At 68.8% G+C, this 6,715-nt stretch carries 7 protein-coding genes; 2 read left to right on the forward strand and 5 right to left on the reverse strand.

Annotated elements, in window-relative coordinates; translation table 11 throughout:
• Window positions 1-397 precede the first annotated feature (397 nt).
• Window positions 398-1,063 carry a TetR/AcrR family transcriptional regulator gene (locus ABZ842_RS07910; RefSeq protein ID WP_361533425.1) on the forward strand — a complete coding sequence of 222 codons (666 nt, stop codon included), beginning with the start codon at window positions 398-400 and terminating at the stop codon, window positions 1,061-1,063.
• 127 nt (window positions 1,064-1,190) lie between these two features.
• The gene (locus ABZ842_RS07915) at window positions 1,191-2,048 is read left to right on the forward strand and encodes a lipase (protein WP_361533428.1); all 858 of its coding nucleotides are present in this window, start codon (window positions 1,191-1,193) and stop codon (window positions 2,046-2,048) included.
• Between the two features lie 64 nt (window positions 2,049-2,112).
• Here the strand turns inward: ABZ842_RS07915 and ABZ842_RS07920 are convergent, their stop codons facing one another.
• From ABZ842_RS07920 to ABZ842_RS07940, 5 genes are all read right to left on the reverse strand, one after another.
• Entirely contained in the window at window positions 2,113-3,309 is a 1,197-nt protein-coding gene (locus ABZ842_RS07920) for a helix-turn-helix domain-containing protein (RefSeq protein WP_361533431.1), read from the reverse strand.
• A gap of 109 nt (window positions 3,310-3,418) precedes the next feature.
• Window positions 3,419-4,591, reverse strand: coding sequence for an acyl-CoA dehydrogenase family protein (locus ABZ842_RS07925; protein ID WP_361533434.1), 1,173 nt, complete (start codon window positions 4,589-4,591; stop codon window positions 3,419-3,421).
• Window positions 4,592-4,631: 40 nt separating this feature from the next.
• Window positions 4,632-5,435, reverse strand: a complete 804-nt coding sequence (locus tag ABZ842_RS07930) for an SDR family oxidoreductase (protein WP_361533437.1) — start codon at window positions 5,433-5,435, stop codon at window positions 4,632-4,634.
• A gap of 23 nt (window positions 5,436-5,458) precedes the next feature.
• Window positions 5,459-6,616: an acyl-CoA dehydrogenase family protein gene (locus ABZ842_RS07935; RefSeq protein ID WP_361533509.1), complete on the reverse strand. Its 1,158-nt coding sequence runs from the start codon at window positions 6,614-6,616 to the stop codon at window positions 5,459-5,461.
• Window positions 6,617-6,618: 2 nt separating this feature from the next.
• On the reverse strand, window positions 6,619-6,714 hold the full coding sequence (locus tag ABZ842_RS07940; protein ID WP_361533512.1) for an acyl-CoA dehydrogenase family protein: 96 nt from the start codon (window positions 6,712-6,714) through the stop codon (window positions 6,619-6,621).
• Between the last annotated feature and the right edge of the window lies 1 nt (window position 6,715).

Below are 6,715 nucleotides of genomic sequence, written 5' to 3' on the forward strand. Positions count from 1 at the left end.
CGGTCAGTGTGTGCCGCCGTGCCGCTCGACCGCCGCCAGGAAGGCGTCGGGAAAGCCCAGCTTCTTCGGCGAATACGACACCAACAAGTCCTTCGTCTGCTGGTGTTACAAGGACTGCGACGCGGGGGCGAGGCCGCCTGGCATGGGCTACCGCATCGCCTACGCCTCGCAGGCCGACGCCGCCCGCCGACGGCTCCCCGCACGGCGCCGCGCCGCGTCGTCGTCGAAGTCCCTACGGATCTTGCCGGGCTCGCGCCTGATCCATAAGACAGGCCCTGGCGCGGGGAGGCGAAGCTGGCCAACGAGGCCCCGGCTGCCCCGTTCCAGGGACTGGTGCCCTTCGTCCGCACGTCCCCCACCTCCCCGTCACAGGCAACGCGGCCTGTATCTTGGATCAGTGGCCGGTGCGGTGGGGGATGACGAGGGCGCGGGGGGCGGTCGGCGAATCCGCGGACTCGACGCTGCGGAACGGCGGGCCAGGCGTCGCGAGGATCTGCTGGACGCGGCGCTGGAGCTGTTCGCCGCCCAGGGGTACCAGGACACGTCGATCGAACAGATCTGCAAACAGGCGTTCGTCGGGACCAAGAGTTTCTACGAGGTCTTCACCGGCAAAGAGGCCGTCTATCTGGCGCTGCTCGACCGCATCGTCGCGGACGTGACCGGTCGACTGACCGTGGCGCTGGACGTCCTGGACGGCACCCGGGACGAGGCGGCGGCGGCCCGATCGCTTCTGCGGAACTTCGCTGACGCCTTCGTCGACGATGTGCGCGTGGCCCGGGTGACGTTCGGCGAAGGCCGGGCCGTGACACCGCTGGCCGAGGCGCGTCGTCGCAACAACCGCCGCTGGGCGGCGTCCTTCGTCGAGACGGTCTGGCAGCGGCTCGGCATCACGGCCGGCCCGAACTCGCGCGAGGTGGCCATGGGGCTCATCGGCGGCCTCTTCGACATCATCGCCGACTGGCTGCTGGACACGGACCCCGAGCGGCCGGCAGAGCGCGCGTCGCTTCAAGACGGACTCGACCGCTTCTACACCGTCGTCAGCTCCGGACTCAGAACCTCCTGACCCACCGTCACACCACGTGCCCGGCGGGCTGGTACCCCGGCCTGACTTTTTTGGAAACGATGCCTTGTTCCTAACAAGGGTACGTGCTCTACTACCGGGTAACCTTCCGCGAACAAGGAGTCGCCCGATGGGAAAACTCCGCACGTTCCTGACAGCCCTGGCGCTGTCCGTACTCGCCTCCACCACGCTGACCGCGACGGCCTCCGCTGACAGCCCACCCCGTGCCGGGTGGAACGACTGGTCCTGCCGCCCCAGCGCCGCCCACCCCGAGCCGGTGGTCCTCGTCCACGGTCTCGGCGCCAACAGTTGGGTCAACTTCCTCACGCTCGCCCCCGCGCTGCGGTCCGCCGGCTACTGCGTCTACTCCGAGACGTACGGCGAGACCGTGCTGGGCGGCCTGGCCGGCGGCCTCGCGCCGATGGCGGACAGCGCCGTCGAAGTGGGCGCCTTCGTCGACCGGGTGCGCGCCGCGACCGGGGCGGCCAAGGTCGACATCGTCGGACACTCCGAGGGGACCACTGTCCCCGCGTACTACATCAAGCACCTGGGTGGGGCGGCGAAGGTCGACGACTTCATCGGCTTCGGTTCCAACTTCCGCGGCACCACGCTCAACGGCCTGGCGAGCCTGGCCGCCGCGCTCGGCATGCAGGACCTGCTGACCGGTGTCGGCTGCGGTGCCTGCACGGACTACCTGCCAGGCTCGGCGTTCCTGGCCAAGCTCAACGATGGACCCGTCGCCGTGCCCGGGCCGACGTACACCAGCATCGTCACCCGATACGACCGGGTCGTCACGCCCTACACCAGTGGCCTGCTCACCGGGGACAACGTCACCAACATCGTGCTCCAGGACAAGTGCCGGCTCGACTCGGCCGGCCACCTCGGCCTGGCGATCGACCCGAACGTCACCCAACTCGTGCTCAACCGGCTCGACCCCCAGAACACCGCACCGTTCCGCTGTCTTCCCTTCACCACCGCCGGCATCTGACACCATCCCTCATGTCAGGGGTGGGCATCCATGAGCGGGGTGCGTGACGATGTGCGCTCGCCGGTCAGCAAGTGCCGGACGTGTTGCGGGCGCCGGTCAGCATTGCCAAGCCTAGGTCGGAGAGTCGTTGTGGGAGGTCCGGCCACGGGTCGGTGCCGCTGACGCGGATGGTGAAGTAGATCATGCCGTGGGCGGCGTGGACGATGACCTTGAGTTCGGGGGTTTCGCGTTCCGGTAGGACGTTGCCGAGGGCTTGGACCCAGACGTTGAGGTAGTCCGACTGGAGGCGACGCAGGGTGTTGCGTTCCTTGTCGGGGAGTTGGTCGCGCTCGTTCGCCAGGATGCCGATGAGGTGGGTCTGTTCCAAGGAGATGGCGATGTGCGCGCGAAGGAGCCGGGTCAGCACCTCACGGGAATCCCCGGTCTGGGCCAGTGCCGTTTCCGTGGCTGCTCTGAGTTGCTCGCTGCCCCGGTTCACCGCTGCGACCAGGAGGTCGGTCTTGCTGGGGAAGTAGCGGTACACGCCGGAAGCGACGATGCCGGCGGCCTCCCCGATGTCGGTCATGGTCACGGACTGGTAGCTGCGCTCGTCGAAGAGCCGGATCGCCTCTGTCAGCAGTTGCTCGCGCCGCCCTCGTCGCAGCCCTCCACCGGCGACGCCTGGCGGGGGACCTGCCGGGACGCTCGTCGGGGCTTCGGGTGCCGGACGGGTCGGCAGCGGAGCAAAGGCGACGAGGCGCCCGAGGTCGAGCATCAACTGTTCGTGTCTGCGCCGCGGCAGCGAGATGCGGTGACGTCGCCGGCTGCCCAGTGCTCCGAGGACTGCCCTGGCGACGAGGTGGGCCGTGTGCTCCGACAACTCGGGGCGTTCGGCCCGCAGCAGGGGGACGAAGCGGGAGACCGCGGCGACCTCCCGCTCCCGGATTGCCGCACGCTGCGCGGTCTCCAGGTTGCGGGCTTCCCGCTCCCACACGGCGAGAACGCTACGGGGGCCGGTGACCAGCGCTGCCAGAGCCCGCAGTGCGGCGTCCAGGTCGTCGGCGTCCCTGATGAGGGCATCGACGGTGTCGAGGCTGTCGAGCACGGCGTTCAGGAGCAGGTCCTGCTTGTTGCGGTAGTGGTGGTAGAGCGCGGACGCGGTGATTCCCAGCTCATCGGCCACGTCCGTCACGGAGACGTTGTGGTAACCGTGCTGGAGGAAGAGTTCAGCGGCGGTGGCGCGGATCTGTGCCTTGCGATTGGGCGGTCTGCGCGTTGCCACGTCCGTTGTCCTTCTGTGTCTTCGTCCTGAGCGATACGTCGGCCCCGCCCTGCGGGCGGGGCCGGCCCGAAGGCGCGTCCAGGTTATCCGGCCGCGGCCGTCGCCGGTGCTAGCGGAAGGCGTCCTGGCCGGTGAGGACCTTGCCGATGACCAGTTGGTGCATCTCGGGTGTCCCCTCGTAGGTCAGGACCGACTCGAGGTTGGCGGAGTGCCGCATGATCGGGTATTCGTGGCTGATGCCGTTGGCGCCGAGGATGGTCCGGCTGGTCCTGGCGATCTCGATGGCGACCCGGACGCTGTTGAGCTTGCCGTAGCTGACTTGTTCGGGGCGGAGCGAGCCGGTGTCCATGCGCCTGCCGAGGTGGAGTGCGAGCAGCAGCCCCTTGTTCAGTTCCAGGGACATGTCGGCGAGCTTGGCCTGGGTGAGCTGGAAGCCGCCGATGGGCCGGCCGAACTGTTCGCGGGTCGTGCTGTAGGTGCGGGCCGTCTCCAGGCAGGTCCGGGCCGCGCCGAGCGCGCCCCAGACGATGCCGTAGCGGGCCTGGTTGAGGCAGGACAGGGGCCCGCGCAGGCCGCGCACCTCCGGAAGGACCGCGTCTGCGGGCAGGCGTACGTCGTCGAGGACCAGTTCGCTGGTGACGGAGGCGCGCAGGGAGCCCTTGTGCTTGATCTCGGGTGCGGAGAAGCCGGGGGTGTTCGTGGGGACCACGAAGCCCCGTATCCCGTCGTCGGTACGCGCCCACACCACCGCGACGCCGGCGACGGAGCCGTTGGTGATCCACATCTTCCGCCCGTTGAGGACCCAGTCGGTGCCTTCGCGCCGGGCGGAGGTGCGTAGGGCTCCCGGGTCCGAGCCGTGGTCGGGTTCGGTGAGGCCGAAGCAGCCGATGACCTCGCCCGCCGCCATCCTCGGCAGCCAGTGCTGTTTGTGTTCCTCGGATCCCCAGCGGTGCAGGGCGTACATGGCCAGTGAGCCCTGGACGGAGACGAGGGAGCGCAGGCCGGAGTCCGCGGCTTCCAGTTCCAGGCAGGCCAGGCCGTACTGGACGGCGGTGGCGCCTGCGCAGCCGTATCCCTCCAGGTGCATGCCGAGGGCGCCGATGGCGCCGAGTTCGCGGGCGAGTTCGCGGACGGCCGGCAGCTCACCCGCCTCGTACCAGTCGGCGACATGGGGCGTCACCCGGTCCTGGCACCAGGCGCGGATGGTTTCGCGGACGGCTCGGTCCTCGTCGTCGAGGAGGTCGTCGAAGCCGAGTGGGTCACGCGGATCGGGGTGAGACATGGCGGTCCTCGTTGTTCGTGTGGGTCGGTGCACCGCGGAGTCAGACGCGTCCCGCGTCGACCACGATGCACTGGCTGTTGATGTAGTCCGCGTCCGGGGTGCACAGGAGGTACACGGCACCGGCCGCTTCCTTCGCGGTGCCCGGGCGGCCGAAGGGGATGATGGTGGAGGCCATGGCAGCCCGTTCGGGGTTCATGCCGACGCGGATCTCGCGGCCGTCGATCTCCAGGGTCGTGTTGTCGGCGGCGGTCACCTCGGTCATCCGGGTCAGGATGAATCCGAAGGCGACGGCGTTGACGTTGACCCGGTAGCGGCCCCATTCCTTGGCGAGCACCTTGGTCAGGCCGACCAGGCCCGCCTTGGCAGCGCCGTAGTTGGACTGTCCGGCGGCGCCGTAGAAGCCCGTGGTGGAAGCGATGTTGACGACCTTGCGGTGGTGGTCGACGGGGTTGTTGCGGAAGTACGGCTGGGCAGCGCGCAGGATCCGGAAGGGGGCCGTGAGGTTGACGTCGAGGATGGTGTCCCACTGTTCGTCGGACATCTTCTGGATGACCGAGTCCCAGGTGTAGCCGGCGTTGTTGACGATGATGTCGAGCCCGCCGAAGGTGTCGACGGCCGTGTCGACGAACCGCTGCGAGAAGTCGGCCGTCGTGACCGAGCCGACGCAGACCGCGGCGGTGCCGCCGGCCGCTCTGATGTCGGCCGCGGTGCGTTCCGCGGGTTCGGGATCGAGGTCGTTCACGACGACCGAAGCCCCCTCGGAGGCGAGGCGCAGCGCGATCTCACGGCCGATGCCGCGCCCCGATCCGGAGACGAGCGCGGACTTTCCGTCCAGGGTTCCCATGATGTCCGTCGGTCCTTCCGGGCCTACAGGCCCATGTCCTTGGCGATGATGGTCTTCATGACCTCGCTGGTGCCGCCGTAGATGCGGTTGACGCGGGTGTCGGCGTAGAGCCGGGCGATGGGGTACTCCAGCATGTAGCCGTATCCGCCGTGCAGTTGGAGGCACTTGTCGATGACCCGGCCGGCGACCTCGGTGCAGAACAGCTTGATCCGCGCCGCGTCCGCCGGGGTCAGCTCGGCCGCGTCGTCGAGTTCCACGCCGCGGTCGGCCAGGGCTTGGGCTGCGGTGACCTCGGTCTCGCACTCGGCGAGCACGAACTTGGTGTTCTGGAAGGCGGCGACCGGCTTGCCGAAGACCGTGCGCTCCGCCACGTACGCCCTGGCCAGGCCGACCGCGGCGGTGGCTGCCGCGACGGCGTTGACGGCGATGGACAGCCGTTCCCGTGGCAGGTTCCGCCCCAGGTAGGAGAAGCCCTTGCCCTCCTCGCCGAGCAGGTTCTCGACGGGGACGCGGACGTCGGTGAAGGACAGTTCGCAGGTGTCGCGTGCGTGCAGGCCGATCTTCTCCAACTGGCGCCCGTAGCCGAAGCCTTCGCTGTCGGTGGGCACGACGAGGAGGGACAGGCCCGCCCGGCGGTCCTCGGGGGTGGCCGGTGACGTACGGGCGGCGACCACGCACAGTTCGGAGTTGAGGGCGCCGGTGATGAAGGTCTTGGCTCCGTTGAGGACGTAGTGCGAACCGTCATCGGACAGTTTCGCGGTGGTGCGGATGCCCGCGAGATCGGAACCGGTCCCCGGCTCCGTCATCGCGATGCACAGCACGGTGTCGCCGGTGGCGATGCCGGGCAGCCAGCGTCGCTTCTGCTCCTCGGTGGCGAGGTCGAGCAGATACGGAAGGACGATGGAGGTGGTGACGGTGTAGTGGGCGAAGGAGACGGCCTGGGCGGCGGTCTCCTCGGCGATGATCGCCTGGTATTTGAAACTCGTGTGGCCGGGGCCGCCGTACTCCTCCGGGATGTCGAAGCCCATGACTCCGAGTGCACCGAGCTTGCGGAACAGCTCGCGCGGGGTGCGGCGTTCCCTTTCCCACCCGGGGAAGTGCGGCGTGACCTCCTTGGTGACGAAGTCGCGGATCACGGCCCGGAAGGCTTCGTGCTCCTCTCCGTACAGGGTGCGCTTCATCGTCACAGGCCCATGTCCTTGGCGATGATGGTCTTCATGACCTCGCTGGTGCCGCCGTAGATGCGGTTGACGCGGGTGTCGGCGTAGAGCCGGGCGATG

The sequence above is a fragment of the Streptomyces sp. NPDC047315 genome (genome assembly GCF_040643215.1).
In the GTDB taxonomy this organism is placed as follows: domain Bacteria; phylum Actinomycetota; class Actinomycetes; order Streptomycetales; family Streptomycetaceae; genus Streptomyces.

What these genes read in the sequence shown, in the direction of transcription:
- ABZ842_RS07915 (WP_361533428.1), top strand. Translation starts at nt 1,191, where the DNA reads ATGGGAAAACTCCGCACGTTCCTGACAGCCCTGGCGCTGTCCGTACTC.
- ABZ842_RS07925 (WP_361533434.1), bottom strand. Translation starts at nt 4,591, where the DNA reads ATGTCTCACCCCGATCCGCGTGACCCACTCGGCTTCGACGACCTCCTC.
- ABZ842_RS07930 (WP_361533437.1), bottom strand. Translation starts at nt 5,435, where the DNA reads ATGGGAACCCTGGACGGAAAGTCCGCGCTCGTCTCCGGATCGGGGCGC.
- ABZ842_RS07935 (WP_361533509.1), bottom strand. Translation starts at nt 6,616, where the DNA reads ATGAAGCGCACCCTGTACGGAGAGGAGCACGAAGCCTTCCGGGCCGTG.